Consider the following 17,911-nt stretch of genomic DNA (forward strand, 5'->3'; position numbering starts at 1 on the left):
ATTATTGCCTTTATTTTACTGTTATTTTAATTGAATATTAAACCAACCATTTTAGTTAGAAATAAAAAAATACTTTATTATATCCAACCTTTTTAATCAGAATTAAATATAAATCAAACTATTTTAATCAACTTAATATTTTTATTTACAAGTGTTTTAGTTGGATTTAATAATTAATTCAAACTATTTTAGTCAGATATTTTATCAATAATTATTTTAAATTATTAACCACATGATTTTTATTACAAAAATAATTAAGTTTCTATTTAAAATATATTTATTGTTTATTTTTAATATATTTTGATTAATAATGAAATTAATATGTATCGAGGTTTATTTTATGAGCCTTAAAAATCTAGATATTAACTCCCGATTAATTAGAGAAATCGCAATTATTCTAATAATTAAAGTCGCGCTTCTCTTAACAATCAAACATATTTGGTTTGACGCTCCTACTATCCCCAAAAATTTTGACAATCAGGTCGCCGAGCATATTGCAGGCGATAACTCTTCCCACATTAAGGAGACACGTTGATGATTTCTGAAAGCGTGGTTGATCTTTCGCGGTTCCAATTTGCCATGACCGCAATGTATCACTTTCTTTTCGTACCTTTGACCCTAGGCCTTGCATTTATTCTGGCTATTATGGAAACCACTTACGTTATATCTGGTAAAGAGATTTACAAGGATATGACTAAGTTTTGGGGAAAACTATTTGGTATTAACTTTGCCTTAGGCGTAACTACAGGCTTAACCATGGAGTTCCAGTTCGGAACAAACTGGGCATATTACTCTCATTATGTAGGTGATATATTCGGTGCACCATTAGCAATTGAAGGCTTAATGGCATTCTTCCTTGAGTCTACATTTATCGGTCTATTCTTTTTTGGATGGGACCGCTTAAGTAAAGTTCAACATCTAGGAGTAACTTGGTTAGTTGCCCTAGGTTCTAACATGTCAGCGCTCTGGATTTTAGTTGCGAATGGCTGGATGCAAAACCCTGTAGGTGCAGCATTTAACTTCGAAACCATGCGTATGGAGCTTGTTGATTTCGGTGCACTTATTTTCAACCCGGTTGCACAGGTTAAATTTGTACACACTGTTTCTGCCGGATATGTAACAGGTGCGATTTTCGTACTCGCCATTTCAAGCTACTATCTACTCAAAAAACGTGACCTTCCTTTCGCACGTCGTTCATTTGCAATTGCTGCCATTTTTGGCCTTGCTTCTACACTTTCAGTAATTTTACTTGGTGACGAGTCGGGTTATGAGTTAGGTGATGTTCAAAAAACTAAACTCGCTGCAATTGAAGCCGAATGGGATACTCATCCTGCTCCTGCTCCGTTTACTTTGTTTGGTGTACCAAACCATGAAGAAATGCGAACAGATTATGCAGTTAAAATTCCATACGCATTAGGCCTCATCGCCACTCGTTCAACTACCAAAGAAGTTACTGGTTTAAAAGACTTAATGCAGCAGCACGAAGTTCGTATTCGTAACGGTATGCTTGCTTATGCTGAACTTGAAAAATTACGTGCTGGTGATCGCTCACCAGAGTTATTAGCTTCATTTGAGAAAAATCAAAAAGACTTAGGCTATGGTCTACTTCTTAAGAAATATGCTCCTAATGTAGTCGATGCAAGCGAGCAGCACATTCAAGCAGCGGTAAAAGATACTATTCCAAATGTTACAGCTCTGTTTTTCTCTTTCCGTGCAATGGTTGCTTCTGGCTTCTTAATGCTGCTTCTTTTCATTTTAGCGACTTGGGCAGTAGCGAAAAGAAATGCTGAGAATAAACCTTGGCTACTTAAATATGCATTATTTGCCCTACCACTTCCGTGGATTGCTGCACAAACTGGTTGGTATGTAGCAGAGGGCGGCCGTCAGCCGTGGTCTATTGGTGAAATTTTACCTACGCACTTATCAGCTTCAAGTTTAAGTACGGGCGATGTGTGGGGCTCAATTCTCGCTCTAGCAGCGTTCTATACCGTACTTTTGATTATTGAAATGTACTTAATGATTAAGTTTGCTCGCTTAGGTCCAAGCTCACTTCACACTGGTAAATACCATTTTGAAAAACAAGAGCCAAAAGCAGCTGTTAATGGGGAGGCTTTATCATGATTGAATACGAACTCCTAAAAATCATATGGTGGGTGTTAGTTGGAGTCCTACTCATTGGATTTGCCCTAACCGATGGTTTCGATATGGGCTCAATGGCACTCATGCCTTTTGTTGGTAAAACTGATAACGAACGCCGTGCTGCTATTAATACGATCGCACCCCACTGGGATGGTAATCAGGTCTGGTTTATCACTGCTGGTGGCGCGCTATTTGCAGCTTGGCCAATGGTATACTCGGTCGCATTTTCCGGAATGTATTGGGCCTTATTACTTGTGCTATTTGCCCTGTTCTTACGTCCTGTAGGTTTTGACTATCGTTCTAAACTTGAAAATACCCAATGGCGCAACTCTTGGGACTGGGGACTTTGTATTGGTGGTGCCGTACCAGCGCTTGTTTTTGGTGTTGCCTTCGGTAATTTATTCTTAGGTATTCCGTTTAGTTTAGACAGTACATTACGCTCGGAATATTCAGGTAGCTTCTTTGCTCTTCTTAACCCATTTGCTTTAATTTGCGGTATTGTCAGCCTTTCTATGTTGTGTGCTCATGGCGGCGCTTGGCTTATGCTACGCACAGAAGGTGCCTTGAAACAACGCTCTGCTAAAGCAACTCAAATTATGGCAGCCATATTTTTAGTTTGTTTCCTTGTAATTGGTGCATGGTTGTACTTCGGTCAAGTCCCAGGTTATAGCTATGCTGCTGCAGTTGATCCAAACGCAGCACTTAACCCTTTAGCCAAAGAAGTAGTCACAAACAACAACCCAGGCTGGTTGAATAACTACAGCAGCTATCCGATTACAAAAGTAGCTCCTGTACTGGCAATTTTAGGGGCAATTATTGCCTTCTTTACAGCATCAAAAGCCAAAGCGGGTTTAAGTTTTGCTGGCACAAGCTTAATGATTGTAGGTGCGATTTTAACTGCCGGTTTTGCACTCTTCCCATTTTTATTGCCATCAAGTGTTAATCCAAACTCTAGCTTAACAATGTGGGATGCCGTATCAAGTCATCGTACTTTAGGGGTTATGACTGTTGCTGCATGCATATTCGTTCCGATCATTTTGATCTACACCAGTTGGTCGTATTACAAAATGTGGGGCGTTATTACTAACAAACATATCGAGTCAAACTCGCATAGCCTGTACTAATAAGGAGAAGCAAATGTGGTATTTCGCATGGATTCTTGGAATTTTGATGGCATGTTTCGCGGGTGTATTGAGCGCTCTTTATATCGAACATCATCAAAATTTAGATGAGGAATAAATCATGGCAACCGCAATGACAGCATCAAATCAACGAAAAGCTCAAGCATTCGCAATGGCCATTTCATTTCTGTTGGCATTGCCGCTTGCTGTAATTTTACTGGTGCATCCTTCCCTCATGTTAGATGCAAACGGACACTACAATCATAGCCAGCTTATGCTGGTGATGGTGGGTATTTCCGGAGGCTTCATTTATGGGGTGGGTTTTGTGCCGCACTTCTGGTTATGGAAATGGTTGTTTAGTCCATGGATAGCTTGGCCTCTCATGCTTTTAGGCTATTACATCTGGTTTCTAACCTAAACAAAAAGGACCTCATTTGAGGTCCTTTTTCATTTCGATTAGTTTAATAGATAATAATTAATTCGACTGCTCAGCTAACCAAGCCATAAACTTTTGACGCTCTGCTTTAGAAGATTTTTTCCAAATTTCTGCCAAACGCTGATCATTAGTTTGTGCTACACCAGTAGCAGGCATAGTTGTTGCAACAGGCGCATTAGCTTGAGTCGTGGTAGGTTTTGCAGCAGCATACACAGCGTCAGGTTGTTGTTTAGATGATTTAGTCGTGAAATCAGTAACCTTACCTAGCAATCCCGATGCAAACCACGGTCTTGCCTCATTATTGGCACCAGTTTGTTGAACAATTAACTCATTATTTGAATTATATAAAGCCACTGTAGGTTGCTCAGCATATTTTTTGGCTTGTTCAAATTGTTTTGGAGCATCTACCATTGCAAGCTTATAAGTTTGACCATCTTTGAGCGCTGGAGTTTGAATGGTAACCACTCCTGACTTAACAATATCGTGTTCGCCACTTAAATGCTCAAAATATTCTTGATAACGTACACTTAGGCTTGTCTCACCAGCATCGACTTTATAATTATTTTTAGAAGAACGGAATAATCCAGAGTTGACTTCCTGACCATTCACCGCAAGGATTACGATTTCCTCTGGCGCTGTAATTGTAACTGCTGAAAATACTGAACCGCTGAGTAATAAACCCATCGCAGCGACACTTAATCTTAAAGTCATCTGTTCACGTCTCTGTAATATTTAATAGTTTGTAAAAACATGAGCAATATGCAATATGATTATGACGATTTTATGACAACCTCCTGTTTACGAAGCTGCCTCTCAAGCTTTTAAAATATTTTTTTGAATTCTAATAAACACCTATTTTATTGATCATTAATTTCTAACTAATTTTAAAAGCATAAAAAAAGAGTACCTCTAGGTACTCTTTTCATCCACTCAATTTAGTTGAATGTTTTAAAACGATCTTCATCGCTAATAAATGCTTTTTCACCAGCTGGTGCTTCAACAGAACCAAATACAAGTTGAGCACGTAATTTCCAAGTTGCTGGAACATCAAATGCTTCAGCAGCATCAGCATCAACAATCGGGTTATAATGCTGTAACGATGCACCTAAACCAAGTTCTGAAAGCGCAGTCCAAGTCGCAAACTGAGCAATTGCACTTGAATGTTCAGACCAAACTGGGAAGTTATCTGCATATAATTCAAATTGTTCTTGTAAGCTTTTAACAACGGCTTGATCTTCATAAAATAGTACTGTACCAACACCAGCAACGAAGCTATCAATCTTTGCATTTGTACCGGCAAAGGCATCTGCAGGAACAATTTTACGTAATGCTTCACGAACTAAATTCCAAAATTTAGCATGTGATTCACCATAAAGAGTAACAACACGTGAAGATTGAGAGTTGAACGCTGATGGGCTATGTTTAACCGCTTCACGAATAGTTTCTTCAATTTTTGTGCGATCTAATGCAACATTTTTACCAATTGCATAAATAGTACGACGGTTTTTAATTTTATCTAAGAAAGTAGACATTTTTTATTTCCTACCTATTTAATTGACCATGGGCCGTTGTTTGGGAATGAATATAGTCTATGGAACTCATTTCTTATAATCAGCATTAAAAATATGACAGTTCGTTTTATTTTCGCAACAATAAAAAAAGATATGGATATAAAAAAACCTCACTATTTTGTGAGGTTTTTTTAAGTCTTGGCTAAGAATTATTTTTCAGTTTCAAATAGTGCTGCAACAAACGATTTCGCCGAGAATGGTCTTAAATCATCAATTTTTTCACCCACACCAATGAAACGAATTGGCACATGAGTACGACTAGCAATATTAAATAATACTCCACCTTTTGCTGTACCATCCAACTTAGTAATGGTAATACCTGTTAAACCGACAGCCTGGTCAAATTCTTGTACTTGGTTGATTGCATTTTGCCCAGTACCCGCATCTACAACCAACATAATTTCATGAGGCGCTGTTGCATCAATTTTTTGCATAACACGCTTAACTTTCTTAAGCTCTTCCATCAAATTACTTTTGTTATGCAAACGGCCCGCAGTATCTGCAATCAGTACATCAATACCTTTAGCTCGCGCACTTTCAAAAGCATCAAAAATAACTGATGCACTATCGGCACCATGACCTTGAGCAACTACAGCAATATCGTTACGCTCACCCCAGATTTGCAATTGTTCAGTAGCAGCAGCACGGAATGTATCACCTGCCGCCAACATCACTTTTTTGCCTTCACCTTGTAAACGCTTCGCTAATTTACCAATTGTTGTTGTTTTTCCAACACCATTTACCCCAACCATTAAAATCACATAAGGTGATTTATTAGGGTCAATATGCAAAGGCTTCACACGTGGAGCAAGCAAAGCAACTAACTCTTCTTGCAAGGCTTTATAAAGTGAATGTGAATAGATCAAATCACCACGAGCAGTACGTTCAGTTAAGTTGGTAATAATCGTTTTTGTTGCATCAACACCAATATCTGCAACTAATAATTGCTCTTCGACTTCTTCAAGCAACTCATCATCAATTTCTTTCCCACCAATTAAGATATTAACCATCCCATCGGTGAAATTACGACGAGTTTTGCTCAAGCCTTCTTTCATTCGCCCAAAGAAACCAGATTTTGGTTGCTCAGGTTCTGTAGAAGGTGCAGCCTCGACCACTTCTTCAGCTTTTACTTCTTGCTTAACAGGTGACTCAACGATAGGAACATCGATAGCAGGTAAATTAGGCAATGTGACATCGTCATCCCCGATCTCAGCATCTATCAAGAATTTATTTTGCATATTCGATTGTTGTTGCATGCCGATTCCTTGAAAAGCAGCGTGTTAAAAAACGGAAAGTTTAGCATAAATTCAAATTTTTGCCTGCTTCAATAGCGTGCAAAACCTTTTTGAAATAAAGACAATACTTATTGAGTATCTTCTTGCGCTAATGCAGGATATTGCTTGATATGATTATGTTCAAACTGATAAGCATGCATTAACTTTAAATACTCTGCTCTATGAATTTCTGATTGAGCCATAATCAACTCGGCCATATCTTGAGTTCTTGGATAAGTAGCCTGTCGAGAAAGTTGCACAATTCGTTGATACTGTTCTGAATTCACAGGACGTAGTAATGCCAAATAAGACAGCATAAAAATACAGCCAATGATAATAATCACAACCAGATTAAAACATTGATCTGCCTTTAACTCAGACTTTAATTTAAGAAAATTTTCTTTGAATGTGAGCATGACCTACCTCTAATGAATGTAGTGTAGGGTTCAATGCACTTCAGCACAAGGTCAAAATCCAGTAAGGCTATTATTCTTTAACCTTACTGGATGACAATTGCTAGCCCATTAAGGAACGAATTACAGAGAAGTATAAAATTGCAGCAATAATAACTAATACTAATAGCATAGCAAAAATACTTAAACCTTCTTCTGCATCTGCTGGGTGCAATTCATCTTCATCTGCAATTTTTCTAAGTTCACCATCATAAACTTGATAGAACCAAGCTTTTTGATTAGGGTCTAATTGACGAGCATAGTCGAAAACCCGTTTCCTTTGTGCTAAACAATAATCCCCTAAATGTATTTCTTGATGGAAAATTGCTTCGTCTAATAATTTACGATGGTAATGGGCAAGTTCTATGATTTGCTCCTCTTTAGGAGGATTATCAAAAACAAAGCCATCAATAGTATTTGTCATAGTTATTCTCCTTGTCTTTTATTCTCATATTGATTTTACTCAAAATTATTTGTGAATAATGTTTAATCATGTATCCTAATAGTGAACTAATTGATGCTTCTCAATAGTTGACAAATCCATTAATTTGTAATATTAGTTTAACAATTCTAAGTTAAATTAGTTCAAAGGCAGTGGCCTTTAGAAAAAGTAATCATAATTACAATAAGGAGTTTTATATGATTCAACGTATCTCTCATCATGATTTAGAACATGTATACGCAACTGCGGTTAACACAATTCAGTCTCAAATGAATTTCCAAGATGCAGTTGCACAGTTAGAAGAAGTTGCTCGTGCTGGTCACGGTAAAGCTGCTTTGTTCTTAGCAGAACTATACTACCAAGGTTTCCGTGTTGAACGTGATTCCATGAAAGCACAATACTGGCAGAAACTAGCCACGATGCAAGCATAAAGAAACGTCACTTAGGTGGCGTTTTTTTATGTCTGTAAAAAATTCAATATAAATTAACCATAACTATGTTCATCTTGCGCTTCGCCAAAGCTTTAGCCGCTTTGTCTTGCTCAGGTGGCGTTTTTTTATACCTGTAAAAAGTTCAATACAAATTAACCATAACTTCGTTCATCTTGCGCTTTGTCAAAGCTTTAGCTGCTTTGTCTTGCTCAGGTGGCATTTTTTATACCTATACAAAACCAAAATTACCTATTTATCTAAAGCCTTACTTCGCCACTTCAGTCGTGACTTAGAAAGTCCCCCTTATCCAGCATTTATTTGTATAGATATTTCTACTCATCAATATTTGTTTACGATTTGACACCTGTTTAAACTGAAATGTCATGTGGTTCTCTTATAATAAGCAGGACAAGTTGAAAACCTTTAAATTTAAAATGAACAGTTTAAGTAATCTACAACCGGTTTCTAAAGACTTGATGATCAAGATTTATATTTTAAGAACCATGATGTACTGCGGGGTTCTGTGGGGACTATTTGATGAAGGCTGGGCCATTAAATCAGATCAGGAAGATTTTATTTTTCCGTTCTGGCTAAATGGAGTACAAGCACATCGATACGCCAAAACTCACTGGCCCAATTACAAGCCAAGAAAAATTACCCCAAAAGACTTCCATGAATCTTTATTACCTACTTTAACACGGTTAAAAGTCACTCCTGCTTTATTTAACTCATCTCATCGCAAGTTGAAGTTATCTACACAGCAAATGCATCATTTCTTTTTTAATCATCCAAAATGGCAGGTAGCTTAAAGTTTCTTTGAGCTACCCAAGATAGCGTGCTTTTTGAACGCTTAAGCATAAAACTTATATTTGAATGACTAGCAAGTCTTTGCATTTTTCAAAAATCGAGCTAATTTAAATCAAAATGATAAAACAACAGGACAGAAGAAATGACTATCGTTGCACAAGTAATTAAGAACAAATCTGAACAAGCCATTTTTACAATTTCACCCGAAGCAACTGTCCTCGAAGCAATTACGATTATGGCTGAAAAAGGTATTGGTGCTTTAGTCGTAGCAGAAGGTGAACAAGTTGTTGGAATATTATCTGAACGCGATTACACACGAAAAGTAACGCTTATGGAGCGCTCATCTTATAGCACTACTGTTGCTGAAATTATGACAGCAAAAGTGATTACGGTAGGTTTAAATAATACGGTTGAAGAATGTTTACAGCTCATGACTGATCGTCATTTACGTCACTTACCTGTATTAGATAATGGAAAATTGGTTGGTTTCATTTCAATTGGTGACTTGGTTAAAGCCGCAATGGAAGACCAGAAAGTTTTGATTGAACAATTAAAACAATATATTTCAGGCTAAATAGAAAAAATAAAAATGGGCGATTAACGCCCATTTTTATTGTTTTTAAACTTAAAGATAATTCGTAATTAATGCGACTAAACGCTCTAGCAAAATATCAGCTTGAGCTTGTGTCATGTTAATTGGCGGTAATAAACGAACCACCGAACCTGCCGTAACGTTAATAATAAGTTTGTATTCATCACGAGCAATCGCAACGAGCTCAGCACAATCTTTAGGTAATTGGATACCAATCATCATACCGAAACCACGTACTTGCACATTCTTATCCGACAATTGAGCACGTAATTGGTCAACAATATAATTACCCACTACTGCTGCATTCTCTACTGCATTTTCCTTCTGGATCGTATCAATTACCGTGTAAACCACACGAGAACCCAATACTGTACCACCATAAGTAGAACCATGACTGCCAGGCCCTAATAACCCTACCGCTTTACCTTGAGTCATTACAGCACCCACCGGAAAACCGTTACCCAAACCTTTTGCAGTAGTCAAAACATCCGGAATAATATTCGTATGTTGATACGCAAAGTATTTACCAGTACGGCCATTACCAGTTTGGATTTCATCTAGCATCATTAACCAGTTATGCTGGTTACAAATTTGGCGAACTTCTTCTAAATAGCTAAATCCTTGTGGTGCAGTATTAATACCACCTTCACCTTGAATTGGTTCAATTAAAATAGCAACGATATCTGGATGCTGTAAGGCAGCCTCTTGGATGGCTTCAATATCACCAAATGGCACTCGAATAAAGCCTTCCACTAAAGGTGCAAAACCGTCTTGTACTTTCTTGTTACCAGTTGCTGAAAGTGTCGCCAAAGTACGACCATGAAATGACTGCTCAGCAACAATAATCTTTGGCAAGCTTATACCTTGTTGAGTACCAAATTTACGAGCAATTTTAATTGCCCCTTCATTTGACTCGGCGCCACTGTTTGAAAAGAAAATTTCTTCCATACCTGAAACTTCAGCAAGCTTTTGAGCAGCCGCAGTTTGCCAAGGAATTTCAAATAAATTGCTCGTATGCACGAGTGAAGCTGCTTGCTCTGCAATGGCCTCTGCAATAGCTGGATGAGCGTGCCCTAAACCACATACAGCAATACCAGTGAGTGCATCTAAATATTCTGTACCATCTTGTGTATAAAGATACGCCCCTCGGCCTCGAACAAAACTGATCGCTTGGCGACCATAAGTAGCCATTAAATGTGTTGGTTGATCAGGTTGTACTGGAGCTAGGGTAATATCAGTCATCACGAACTCTGTCTGTATGAGGTTTTAAGAAGGGTTTATATAAACAAAAACTTGCACTGATGAAAAGTCTCATCATTCATTTATCTAAAATTTCGTCTGCTTTTTGCTATCGCTTCGGTTTATACAATAAAATATTGAATATTCTGTCCAACTTTAAGCAACAAGGCGGTTTGCAAAGCGATGTGAACACCCCCTATAATGCTGCAAGATTAGTTGAGGATCTATTTATGACTGAACAAGCACGTGATACTGAAGCGTTAATTCGCGATCAAATTGCGAAGCATCCCGTTTTACTTTACATGAAAGGCACTCCACAGTTTCCACAATGTGGTTTCTCTGCACGTGCAGTAGAGGCGCTCAGTCAAATTGGTCGTCCATTTGCATATGTGAACATCTTAGAAAACCCTGATATTCGTGCAACTTTACCAAAAATTGCAAACTGGCCTACTTTCCCACAATTATGGGTAAACGGCGAGCTTATTGGTGGTAGCGATATCATGCTTGAAATGTTCCAAAATGGCGAATTAAAACCATTAATCGAACAATACAGCGCAGCTCCAGAAGCTTAAGTATAAAAAAGCCAATCGAAAGATTGGCTTTTTTATACTTATAAATTTAACAATCACTTATACCGACATAACGAAATAGTCCATCTACACCAAGATCTGCTTTTAAAATAGTTAAATTTTTATATGGTGTAGTCGTTATCGCATCAAAAATATTCATGTTCGGATCTTCATGTAACTCATCTACGTTTTGATTCATAACTTGTTCAAAACGGTCAGCAACAAATTCAAATCCTAAGTCCATTGCAATAAATACTGTATGTTCACAAGGTTGAACATATTGCTCTTGTGTCCAATCAATAACAGCAAGCTTACAAATCGGGCAAATAATATTAGCGGTTGCGTTCTCTAATTCAACTAACTGGTAAGACATATTATTTAAAAAATCGAGAAAAATATATTTTAGGAGAATTAGCCTATAAGCGCCATATTTGCTTATTAATTTAAGAAAATAAATTACAAAATAATTTCAATGTAATTACAATGAAATTTCAACTTATTTAATACTCTCTTTTAAGGTTTATTTATAAGCTTTTTACAAAAAATTAAAATCAAACTTTATCGTTGCAAAAGTAATAATGTAAAATCTTTAGTGTTGCATAAATAGGATATTTTAATGCTCACAGATCTTGATGATTTTTATTGTTTTGCCCTTGTTGTTGAGCATGGTGGATTTAGTGCCGCCGAACGTGTTACGGATATTCCAAAATCAAAATTAAGTCGTCGTGTTTATAACTTAGAGGAAAATTTAGGGGTTCGCTTAATTCAGCGCAGTTCTCGTCATTTTGCAGTTACCGATATTGGTATGGATATTTATAGACACGCCCAAGTCATGATGAATGCCGCACAAGCAGCTCATGATTTGGTTGATCACTTAAGTATTCAACCTAGGGGTGTAGTCAAAGTAAGCGTTCCTGTAGATATAGCACAAAACCAGCTACCCAAAATTTTACCGGCATTTTTAAAAAAATATCCTGAAATTCGTTTACAACTTATTGTAAGTAATCGACGCGTTGATGTAATTAATGAAGGAATTGATATTGCTCTACGGGTCAGATCTAAACTAGATGATGACCCTAGTCTGGTACTAAGACAGTTTGCGCTAATAGAACAAAGTCTCTTTGCAAGCCAAGCTTATTTAAATGAGTTTGGTAATATTAAGTCACCTGATGAGTTAAGTGATCATCGTATTTTAAGCTTGTCTGAAGAGCATTTAGATCAACAATTTATATTACATGGCCCAGACAACCAACTGAAGAAAGTGAAAGTTAGCCCAACTATCATGGGAACAAATATTTATATGCTTGCCCAACTTGCAAGTCAAAATTGTGGTATTGCCTTGTTACCTGACACAGCAGCTGAGGATTTTGTAAAATCAGGTCAGCTTGTGCAAATCTTGCCAGATTGGAAAGCAGCCCACGGTATATTCCATGCTGTTTATCCGTCACGAAGAGGCTTATTGCCAGCTGTACGTGTATTTATTGATTATTTGGTAGAACATCTTTCAGAACATCCATAAATCAAAGCCGCATAAAAAAGTTCGATAGATTATCGAACTTTTTTATGCATATTAAATTTCTGAATAATTTCCCACACCTTCAGGCCACGGTGTTAATAATTCAAATCCAGTATCTGTAACAGCAACCATGTGTTCCCATTGAGCAGATAATGAATGATCCTGAGTAATTACGGTCCAGCCGTCATTTAGCTCTTTTACCTGAGGTTTGCCTGCATTAACCATAGGTTCAATTGTAAAGACCATCCCTTTTTTCAAAACAAGACCTTGGCCGCGTTGTCCATAATGCAGAATATTAGGTTGTTCATGATAAACTTTACCAATACCATGCCCGCAATATTCACGAACAATGCTATATCCTTCGCGATGAGCGACCGATTGAATAGCGTAACCAATATCCCCTAAAGTCGCCCCTGGTTTAACTGCATGTATACCAGCGACCATTGCTTCATAAGTAGTTTCAACTAATTTTTTAGCATGTGGATTTACGTTACCGACATAGTACATACGGCTCGTATCACCAAAATAGCCATCTTTAATAATTGCTACATCAATATTAATAATATCGCCATCTTTTAAAATTTTATTTTGAGAAGGGATACCGTGACATACCACTTCATTGACTGAAGTACATATTGTTTTTGTGAATCCATGATATCCCACATTAGCCGGTATAACTTTTAAAGTATTTACGATGTAATCATTACAAATATTGTCTAAATATTCAGTTGTTACACCTGGCTTGACATACTCCCCTATCATTTCTAAAACTTGTGCAGCCAAACGCCCAGAAACTCTTAATTTTTCTAGATCTTGTTCAGTTTTAATTGTAACAGTAGAAGCTCTCATTCAATTTTATCCTCGTAGGCACTGCTTTTACCACGCCTACAAAAATGTTAGTTAATTTAGAATATTTTAGAATGGATATAGGATAGGCGGAAAGCTTTAAATGTCCAAATATTCAACATTCATAATAGAAATTTATATTTTCATTTTTACACAATTTCTTTAAAAAGTCAGACCTAAAAAATGTTTTCTTTATTTCTTTCAATGAGTTTTCAAGTAGATAACTTAACCAGTTGATATTTTTAATATCTCTGGATGATTGATACGGCCTAAAAAAAAGCTTTTTCACATAAAATAGCGCTTGATCATGATCTCTTTTGCTCTAAAATTCTTTCTTTTTTGTTAAATTTAATTTATGCAACAGCTTCGTACCGGAGATATTATTGCCTTAGGTTTTATGACCTTTGCCCTCTTTATTGGGGCTGGCAATATTATCTTTCCTCCCATTGTCGCTCAACAAGCTGGTGATCATGTATGGCTAGCTGCCATAGGTTTTTTGATTACTGCCGTTGGTTTACCTGTAATTACCATTATGGCCCTCTCTCGTATGCAGGGTTCCATTGAAATTATTAGTTCACCGCTAGGTCGTATCGCAAGTCTGATCTTAACTGTAGTTTGTTATCTATCAGTTGGCCCTTTATTTGCTACACCACGCACCGCAACTGTTTCTTATGAAATTGGTTTCTCATCTTATTTTGGAACGTCTAGCAGTAGCCTTTTAATTTACAGTGCAATTTACTTCGCATTTGTAACTGTCGTTTCTTTATATCCGAACAAGCTTTTAGACACAGTTGGACATGTTCTAGCTCCTCTGAAAATTATCGCTTTAGCAATTTTAGGTATTGCAGCGGTTATGATTCCTGCGGGTTATGTTCCTGCTCCAATTAATCATTACGTTAACTCTCCTGTTTCAGAAGGTTTCGTAAATGGTTATCTCACCATGGATACTTTAGGTGCCTTAGTATTTGGTATCGTCATTATTCAAGCGATCTATTCGCGTGGTGTTACTGACAACAAGCTAGTAACCAAGTATGCAATTATTGCCAGCCTTATTTCTGGTGTAGGGCTTACTTTAGTTTACTTAAGCTTATTTAAATTAGGTTTGGGTAGTCATGAAGTCGCTCCTAATGCAGCAAATGGTGCTGTAATCCTACATGCATATGTTCAACATGCTTTTGGGAATATGGGTTCACTCTTCTTAACAGGCCTCATTTTCTTAGCATGTATGGTTACTGCAATTGGCTTAACTTGTGCATGTGCTGAATATTTCGCTCAACTCACCAAATTGCCATATAAGCTTTTAGTTTTCATCTTAGTTGGTTTCTCTTTCATTATTTCCAACCTTGGATTGACTAAGCTAATTGCCGTATCAGTACCTGTCTTGAGTGCAATTTATCCACCTGCAATTGTAGTTATTATGCTCAGTTTCTTCTGGAAATTTTGGCATAAACCATCTTTTATTGTCGGTTCAGTAACAAGCATTGCTTTAATTTTCGGAATTATTGACGGGCTTAAGGTTGCGGGCTTTGGTGATTACCTTCCTAATTTCCTTCAACACTTACCGTTAAATGAACAAAACTTGGCATGGTTGATCCCATCTTTAGTTGTTCTTGTAGTGACTACTCTTATCGACAAAGTTAAACATAAAAGCATTTAATCTGATGTTTTTTTGAAATCGAGTTTTACCCAAACATGATTTTATATATTGAATAAAATGCTGCGTTTACCCAACCAGCATTTTATTTCTAACATCAGCATTTAGTGACAATTCAACTATAGATATAATTAATTTTTACTGTAATATTACACTAAAATAATTTTTAGCTTACTCAGGAAAGAAGAGCATAAATGAAAAGTAAATATTATTTAACATTAGCAGATGCTGAGTTTTTAATGGAAGAAGCTCAGAAATATGCAATTGAACACAACTTTAAAGTCAGTATAGCCATTGTTGATGAAACAAGCTCTTTATTACTTATGAAACGTCTAGATGGCGCTTCTCCTCTCACCACACATCTTTGCTTAGAAAAAGCTAAATGCTCATCAATGAGCGGTCGTCCTTCTAAATTTTACGAAGAGCTTCTTCAAAATGGTCGTCTTGGTTTCTTGAGTATGCCAAGTGCTAAAGGTATGCTAGAAGGCGGAAAAGCGATTATTTATGAAGGCCAGATTTTAGGCGCGATTGGTGTTTCAGGTGTTCAATCTTTTGAAGATGCTGAAATTGCTCAACACGCTATTGATGTTTTTTTAAAAAAACAAAGTAGCTAAAGCAAATTTAAAGAACAGAGAAATTATTACACTTTTCATTTAAATAATTTCTCTTTTCTAAAAAAGTAATTATTTTATACAAAAATGTTTAATATTTACTTTTTTAATACCTTAACCATTTATAAACATAGAAGTTTTTATAAAACTGTTCAAAAAATTTTCTATTGACTATTGAATTAAGCTAAAAATACAAGTACAACATTAAACTTATTCTTGACTAAAACATTCGGTTTTAGCGCAACCACAAGGAGGGATGGAGATGTTATCATTACATTTCAACAAACAAGTCTTCATTAACACTCTGAACAGCAAAGATTCAGTTGTTTATGGAGTAACGACGCTTGCTCTTATGCTGACTTTACTGTTTCAAGGTATGATTAAAGGGAATCTGAAACCCGAATACTTTATGTATGCCATGGTTGTTTCTTTTGTATTTTGTGTATGGGCCTTTGTCGACCACAAAATGCGAAAATTAGCTAAAAGACGACTTAGTCAACAGAAATAAGAATTCTAAAAATGGATGAGCGATCATCCATTTTTATTTGCTTAAAAACAATAAAATTGTCCCCATCACTAAAATAGCAGTTGCTAATAGCTCAGTAATAATTAAGGCGAACATCATAAACGTCATCAACCATGTAGGTAAACTAAAATGTCCTAACCTATGAGGTTGTTTAAACTGATTGGTCGTATCCTGCAAAAATCCGTGGATGATATAAACTAAAATTGAGAAACTAAAAAACAGTATATTTGCCAATACACACCATAAAGCAATATCTTCATTTAAAATCGTGAAATAGCTCAATACAGCCAGAATAAGTGTGGCTGCTGCATAAAGCAAACTGCTTCTATGTGCAATATCTACATAATAATGTGCGCGGCTTAATTCGGAACGGCGAATTTGCCAATATTTCCATACTCCAGTTAACATTCCTATCCATAAAAAGACGCCACTAAAGACAATAGCCAGCTGTACAGCTTTTGATAAATCCATAATTTCCATTATTCGTTTTATTAAAATTTGATGAGCTATATAACATAAATCTTGACTTTATAGTCACATTTTAATCAAGTACCTTTTCAGAACTCATGTACATTAAGATAAATGATTAGCCAATTAACTTTAAATCTATGGATAAGACTTTTGAATCTTTTGGGATTACCTGTAAAGATGGTTATCAGCTTGCAGCTCAATTTTATCCTGCTCAAGAAAAGAAAGCTGAATACCCTATCCTGATTTGTCCAGCAACAGGTATAACTAAAAACTTTTATCACTCTTTCGCAACGTGGTTAAGCCAACAAGGCTATGATGTATTGAGTTTTGACTTCCGTGGTATTGGCGAATCCCTACATGGAGCTTTAAAACAAAGTACCGCAAGTATTACCGACTGGGGAACACTTGATATTCCTGCTGCAATTGATGCTTTATTAATAAAAACGAAAGCAAATCAAGTTATTCTTATTGGACATAGTGCTGGCGGACAACTACTAGGGGTCGTACCTAACTATAATAAAGTCGCAAAAGTGATAACGGTTGCAGGTTCAACTGGACATATTAAAGGTCTTAAAGGAAAAACCAAGGTTTTAGCGCCAGTTATGTTTAATCTTATCTTCCCTATTTCTAGTCTTGTTAAAGGTTATGGAGCAACTCAATTCATTGGTATGGGAGAAAACCTACCTAAAAAAGTTGCTCAACAATGGCGAGAGTTTTGTAGCCGTCCCGGATATGTAAAAAACGCCATAGGCAAGACAATTTTTCATGATTTTCATTCAGATATTCAATGTCCAATTACTGCTATTTGGGCTGATGATGATGAGATTGCAACCAAACGTAACGTACAAGAATTATTAAGTTTATATCCAAATGCAAATAAAAAAATGATTGAGCTTAGCCCAAAAGATTTAGGCTATAAATCAATTGGCCATATGCTGTTATTTAAAAAATCACATCAAAAACTTTGGTCTATTTTAGAACAAGAAATTAAACATTAATCACTGCTTTTATTTTCGCCTCTAAGTCAGTAATCCGGCTTAGAGGTTTTTTTGTATTAAAAACGAGCAGCTTTTTACTTAAATGCGTCGATATACCATTAAAGTTCTGCTAAGGTAATTCATCTGAAGCTGTTGTCAAAAAACAGGTATATTTACTTGTTTAATGCAAACAGCTTCTTTTTTTCTGTTTTAGCTAAAGCCAAAGAAATTGTTCAA

The 17,911-nt window shown here is 36.5% G+C and carries 23 protein-coding genes; 14 read left to right on the forward strand and 9 right to left on the reverse strand.

Translation table 11 applies throughout. From position 1 onward, the window contains the following. Window positions 1–340 precede the first annotated feature (340 nt). From cydP to EGS71_RS03815, 5 genes are read left to right on the forward strand one after another with little or no spacing between them, the layout of a single operon-like run. On the forward strand, window positions 341–535 hold the full coding sequence (gene cydP, locus EGS71_RS03795) for a cytochrome oxidase putative small subunit CydP (protein ID WP_000053889.1): 195 nt from the start codon (window positions 341–343) through the stop codon (window positions 533–535). Next, window positions 535–2,121 carry a cytochrome ubiquinol oxidase subunit I gene (locus tag EGS71_RS03800; RefSeq protein WP_000622647.1) on the forward strand — a complete coding sequence of 529 codons (1,587 nt, stop codon included), beginning with the start codon at window positions 535–537 and terminating at the stop codon, window positions 2,119–2,121. The genes cydP and EGS71_RS03800 overlap by 1 nt, the downstream gene beginning before the upstream one ends. Continuing rightward, on the forward strand, window positions 2,118–3,263 hold the full coding sequence (gene cydB / locus EGS71_RS03805; RefSeq protein ID WP_000575160.1) for a cytochrome d ubiquinol oxidase subunit II: 1,146 nt from the start codon (window positions 2,118–2,120) through the stop codon (window positions 3,261–3,263). Before EGS71_RS03800 ends, cydB begins: the two co-directional genes overlap by 4 nt. Window positions 3,264–3,276: 13 nt before the next feature. Further along, complete coding sequence (gene cydX / locus EGS71_RS03810) at window positions 3,277–3,378, forward strand: cytochrome bd-I oxidase subunit CydX (protein ID WP_000270276.1); 102 nt, start codon at window positions 3,277–3,279, stop codon at window positions 3,376–3,378. Continuing rightward, entirely contained in the window at window positions 3,379–3,678 is a 300-nt protein-coding gene (locus EGS71_RS03815) for a cyd operon YbgE family protein (RefSeq protein ID WP_085916945.1), read from the forward strand. A 57-nt stretch (window positions 3,679–3,735) separates the two neighbouring features. On the opposite strand, the gene EGS71_RS03820 is transcribed toward EGS71_RS03815, so the two are convergent. From EGS71_RS03820 to EGS71_RS03840, 5 genes are all read right to left on the reverse strand, one after another. Beyond that, window positions 3,736–4,407, reverse strand: a complete 672-nt coding sequence (locus EGS71_RS03820; protein WP_000175347.1) for a DUF2057 domain-containing protein — start codon at window positions 4,405–4,407, stop codon at window positions 3,736–3,738. Between the two features lie 224 nt (window positions 4,408–4,631). Further along, window positions 4,632–5,228 (reverse strand): nitroreductase family protein, encoded by a 597-nt coding sequence (locus EGS71_RS03825; RefSeq protein WP_000102943.1) that lies wholly within the window; start codon window positions 5,226–5,228, stop codon window positions 4,632–4,634. A 188-nt stretch (window positions 5,229–5,416) separates the two neighbouring features. Then, on the reverse strand, window positions 5,417–6,523 hold the full coding sequence (gene ftsY / locus EGS71_RS03830) for a signal recognition particle-docking protein FtsY (RefSeq protein ID WP_001187342.1): 1,107 nt from the start codon (window positions 6,521–6,523) through the stop codon (window positions 5,417–5,419). A 107-nt stretch (window positions 6,524–6,630) separates the two neighbouring features. Then, a complete protein-coding gene (locus EGS71_RS03835) occupies window positions 6,631–6,957 on the reverse strand; it encodes a hypothetical protein (RefSeq protein WP_000955083.1) in 327 nt (108 codons plus the stop codon). 100 nt (window positions 6,958–7,057) lie between these two features. Further along, window positions 7,058–7,417 (reverse strand): hypothetical protein, encoded by a 360-nt coding sequence (locus EGS71_RS03840; RefSeq protein ID WP_000185571.1) that lies wholly within the window; start codon window positions 7,415–7,417, stop codon window positions 7,058–7,060. A 215-nt stretch (window positions 7,418–7,632) separates the two neighbouring features. On the opposite strand from EGS71_RS03840, the gene EGS71_RS03845 reads away from it, so the two are divergent. The 3 genes from EGS71_RS03845 (at window position 7,633) to EGS71_RS03855 (ending at window position 9,247) form a co-directional block, all read left to right on the forward strand. Continuing rightward, window positions 7,633–7,866, forward strand: coding sequence for a hypothetical protein (locus EGS71_RS03845; RefSeq protein ID WP_000616034.1), 234 nt, complete (start codon window positions 7,633–7,635; stop codon window positions 7,864–7,866). Window positions 7,867–8,300: 434 nt separating this feature from the next. After that, window positions 8,301–8,675 carry a DUF2750 domain-containing protein gene (locus EGS71_RS03850; RefSeq protein ID WP_001087274.1) on the forward strand — a complete coding sequence of 125 codons (375 nt, stop codon included), beginning with the start codon at window positions 8,301–8,303 and terminating at the stop codon, window positions 8,673–8,675. A gap of 140 nt (window positions 8,676–8,815) precedes the next feature. After that, window positions 8,816–9,247, forward strand: a complete 432-nt coding sequence (locus EGS71_RS03855; RefSeq protein WP_000156920.1) for a CBS domain-containing protein — start codon at window positions 8,816–8,818, stop codon at window positions 9,245–9,247. Window positions 9,248–9,298: 51 nt separating this feature from the next. Here the strand turns inward: EGS71_RS03855 and EGS71_RS03860 are convergent, their stop codons facing one another. Next, the gene (locus EGS71_RS03860; protein WP_000129944.1) at window positions 9,299–10,507 is read right to left on the reverse strand and encodes an aspartate aminotransferase family protein; all 1,209 of its coding nucleotides are present in this window, start codon (window positions 10,505–10,507) and stop codon (window positions 9,299–9,301) included. 227 nt (window positions 10,508–10,734) lie between these two features. Between EGS71_RS03860 and grxD the strand changes: the two genes are divergently transcribed. Continuing rightward, the gene (grxD, locus tag EGS71_RS03865; protein ID WP_000138830.1) at window positions 10,735–11,076 is read left to right on the forward strand and encodes a Grx4 family monothiol glutaredoxin; all 342 of its coding nucleotides are present in this window, start codon (window positions 10,735–10,737) and stop codon (window positions 11,074–11,076) included. A gap of 46 nt (window positions 11,077–11,122) precedes the next feature. Here grxD and EGS71_RS03870 read toward each other — a convergent pair whose 3' ends face one another. Continuing rightward, window positions 11,123–11,446, reverse strand: a complete 324-nt coding sequence (locus EGS71_RS03870) for a hypothetical protein (RefSeq protein ID WP_000121850.1) — start codon at window positions 11,444–11,446, stop codon at window positions 11,123–11,125. A gap of 243 nt (window positions 11,447–11,689) precedes the next feature. Between EGS71_RS03870 and EGS71_RS03875 the strand changes: the two genes are divergently transcribed. Then, the gene (locus tag EGS71_RS03875; RefSeq protein WP_000954523.1) at window positions 11,690–12,592 is read left to right on the forward strand and encodes a LysR family transcriptional regulator; all 903 of its coding nucleotides are present in this window, start codon (window positions 11,690–11,692) and stop codon (window positions 12,590–12,592) included. A 51-nt stretch (window positions 12,593–12,643) separates the two neighbouring features. On the opposite strand, the gene map is transcribed toward EGS71_RS03875, so the two are convergent. Beyond that, complete coding sequence (gene map / locus EGS71_RS03880; protein WP_001202777.1) at window positions 12,644–13,438, reverse strand: type I methionyl aminopeptidase; 795 nt, start codon at window positions 13,436–13,438, stop codon at window positions 12,644–12,646. Window positions 13,439–13,790: 352 nt separating this feature from the next. On the opposite strand from map, the gene brnQ reads away from it, so the two are divergent. The 3 genes from brnQ (at window position 13,791) to EGS71_RS03895 (ending at window position 16,208) form a co-directional block, all read left to right on the forward strand. Then, window positions 13,791–15,092: a branched-chain amino acid transport system II carrier protein gene (brnQ, locus tag EGS71_RS03885; protein WP_001186685.1), complete on the forward strand. Its 1,302-nt coding sequence runs from the start codon at window positions 13,791–13,793 to the stop codon at window positions 15,090–15,092. Between the two features lie 191 nt (window positions 15,093–15,283). Then, window positions 15,284–15,703, forward strand: a complete 420-nt coding sequence (locus EGS71_RS03890; RefSeq protein ID WP_000838063.1) for a GlcG/HbpS family heme-binding protein — start codon at window positions 15,284–15,286, stop codon at window positions 15,701–15,703. A gap of 259 nt (window positions 15,704–15,962) precedes the next feature. Continuing rightward, window positions 15,963–16,208, forward strand: a complete 246-nt coding sequence (locus EGS71_RS03895; protein ID WP_000949688.1) for a hypothetical protein — start codon at window positions 15,963–15,965, stop codon at window positions 16,206–16,208. Between the two features lie 33 nt (window positions 16,209–16,241). Here the strand turns inward: EGS71_RS03895 and EGS71_RS03900 are convergent, their stop codons facing one another. After that, the gene (locus tag EGS71_RS03900) at window positions 16,242–16,697 is read right to left on the reverse strand and encodes a hypothetical protein (RefSeq protein WP_000365974.1); all 456 of its coding nucleotides are present in this window, start codon (window positions 16,695–16,697) and stop codon (window positions 16,242–16,244) included. 137 nt (window positions 16,698–16,834) lie between these two features. Between EGS71_RS03900 and EGS71_RS03905 the strand changes: the two genes are divergently transcribed. Continuing rightward, complete coding sequence (locus tag EGS71_RS03905; protein ID WP_000361710.1) at window positions 16,835–17,695, forward strand: alpha/beta fold hydrolase; 861 nt, start codon at window positions 16,835–16,837, stop codon at window positions 17,693–17,695. Window positions 17,696–17,911 lie beyond the last annotated feature (216 nt).

The sequence above is a fragment of the Acinetobacter sp. FDAARGOS_559 genome (genome assembly GCF_003940475.1).
Taxonomy (GTDB): Bacteria; Pseudomonadota; Gammaproteobacteria; order Pseudomonadales; family Moraxellaceae; genus Acinetobacter; species Acinetobacter baumannii.